General features: G+C 60.3%; 1 protein-coding gene and 2 pseudogenes. 1 reads left to right on the top strand and 2 read right to left on the bottom strand.

Translation table 11 applies throughout. The annotated features are described in order from the left end of the window. A pseudogene (locus tag AC1RWI_RS37895) lies at nucleotides 1-503 on the bottom strand (hypothetical protein); the annotation flags it as partial. 57 nt (nucleotides 504-560) lie between these two features. Next, nucleotides 561-725, bottom strand: a pseudogene (locus AC1RWI_RS37890) (zinc-ribbon domain-containing protein); the annotation flags it as partial. Between the two features lie 456 nt (nucleotides 726-1,181). Here AC1RWI_RS37890 and AC1RWI_RS37885 point away from each other — a divergent pair. Beyond that, nucleotides 1,182-1,910, top strand: coding sequence for a hypothetical protein (locus tag AC1RWI_RS37885; protein WP_492870871.1), 729 nt, complete (start codon nucleotides 1,182-1,184; stop codon nucleotides 1,908-1,910). The last annotated feature ends 329 nt before the right edge of the window (nucleotides 1,911-2,239 follow it).

Genomic DNA, 2,239 nt, shown 5'->3' with positions numbered 1-2,239 from the left:
GGTGGCAGGGTGGCCGCCACGGGTGCGCTTGGCTCGGGCTGCGCCGCAGGTTCTTGCGGCTGGATGGGCTGGGCGGGTTCGCTCGGCTGGGATGCCTGCACCTGCGTCGCTTGGTCGACTGGCGGGGTGGGTTGCTTGCCGCTGTACCACCAGAACAGGCCGCCTCCGGCGACAGCGACGGCCGTGATGATGCCGGCGGCGATTAGTGCTTTCGGCGGTTGTCGTGGTGCTGGCTCTGTGGTGCCTCGGGATGTCGATGTATTGGTGCCTTGCTCCACCGCCGGCGGCGATGCCGGTTGCGCTGGTGCTTCGTACTTGGGATGCTTGGGACCGACGGGCTGAGGCACGTGCTCAGGCTCGACCTGGCGGGTGGCGATGGCTTCGGTCGGTTCCGTACCTTGCGGGAGGGCTGCATCTGGCGTTACGTCGCGGACTAGGGGAGCCTCCAATTGCGCTGGCTCGGCCACTACCTCGGCGGGTGCCACGGCCTCTGGCACTGGCATAGTCGAATGCTGTGAAGCATCTTCTGCATGTACCGAATCCGCGGTCGACGGCCGCGTCCCGCATTTCCTGCAGAACTTTGCGCCAGCTATCAGTTCAGCGCCGCAGCCGCTGCATCCTGCAGCGGCTACCGCCGGTGCTTGCGCTTTGAATGGGGTTCCGCATGTTTTGCAGAAGCGGGCGCCGGCCGGGGTGCTGGCGCCGCAGTTTGTACAGCTTGTCATTCCATTCCCTTGGTTATTGGTATATCGAGGCGCGACTCTCTTGATGAGCATCCGAGCGTCGCCGGCTCAGGAGGGGTTGCACTTGCGCGAGTCCGATTCATCGCAAAGGCGGCTGGGAGGCTGGCGTAGCCGTCATCGGATGCCCGACTTTCCCGCCTTAACGGAAGGTGGGCGTGCGTTCTAAACCCCACGTTGGAGGGGCGGGAAGTCCATTCAACGTGAATGCTGATTCCCGGCGCGCAAAGGGCTTGATGCGCCGGTGCTTGCTTGGGGCGGGCTCATAGACTGTCAACGGCGCTGAGGAAGAGCCAATCGGTGGGATTAAAGTTCGGCCGAAGTCAGCCGTAAGTCTGCAATCTGGTCCGTCTCACATAGCGTACATATGGGGAGAGGCGAGAGCCGATCAGGCAACGGCCGGTGGTAAATTCGGACGCATAGCCCAGTAGAGATATATCGATGACGAGACCCGTATTGACTCGCACACTGCTTTGCCGCTGGGTTGCTTCTGTATCCATCGCAGCTGCGCTTTCTCCTTCAGCGTTGGCAAAGGCGACAGCAGACGAGGAGCTCTTTCGCGTCTTTTCGGCGTGTGACCGGACGTTTTTCGAAAAGCTGACGGAAGAAAGAGCGCAGTGGTCGGAGCGCATGGCGTTGTCCATGACCAATGGGGTCGCCCATCCGACGGTAGAAGATCGTCGGTACGAGCGAATCAATTGGCGAACGCTAAGACAGCCGCTTAGCGTCGCAGGCGTTAGCTTGATTGCCTACCACGATGCGAAGAACGAGGTGCCATCGGCCGATGGAGTCGGTAAGCAAGCTTTCTGGGGATTCCTTGTGGAAGGTGCGCCCGCTAGCATCGTGGCGAAAATTAGGCCTTTCGTCCGAGACGAAGAACGCTTCAAGCCAGCCGTGGGGGTGGATTGGCCAGCGTGGATACGCGGGGAGATGAGGCTGGCAAAGGATCCCGTAGATCAATGGACTAAGATCGACGTTCCACTAGGTGAGGTGCCCAAGCCCGCGACAGTCGAGCGCGTACTTATCGTTGAGCCCGCGGAGACGGGACCAGGAATGAAACTTGTCAACGGCATGTCAGTGATCGAGTGCTCGCTTCAGGGGGATGTATCCCCCGCGCTACTGCACCGCGTACGTCCTGATATGGACGATGCGGTGATTGCGAACTGGTGACATCGCGTGTTCACGAGTGCACTGTGGAATTGGGGGCAGTCGCCGGCTCGAATAGGTCGCGCGATCCGCGGAAATGAACGAGCCAACCTTTTCGCGACCATGTGGTTCTTGTGGATTGAGAAGGCACACCGTAGAGCGGTTGTTTGCCGACCTCCGCTATCTGGCCTAGCGACTGAATTTATTTCTCGACGGCGAACGGCTGCCACACGGAAAGCAGTCGTTCGATTACGAGTTGAACGCAGTCGCGTCCGTCGGGCCTGTCAGAGATTTTGTGTTTAGGGCATAACATGTCACCAAGGAGCATGTATGCCACGCAAGACCAAGACGAG

The organism is Cupriavidus sp. MPR-AND1C, from assembly GCF_058809705.1.
The sequence above is the reverse complement of the archived record's forward strand: the minus strand, read 5'-3'. Positions and strand labels throughout refer to the sequence as shown.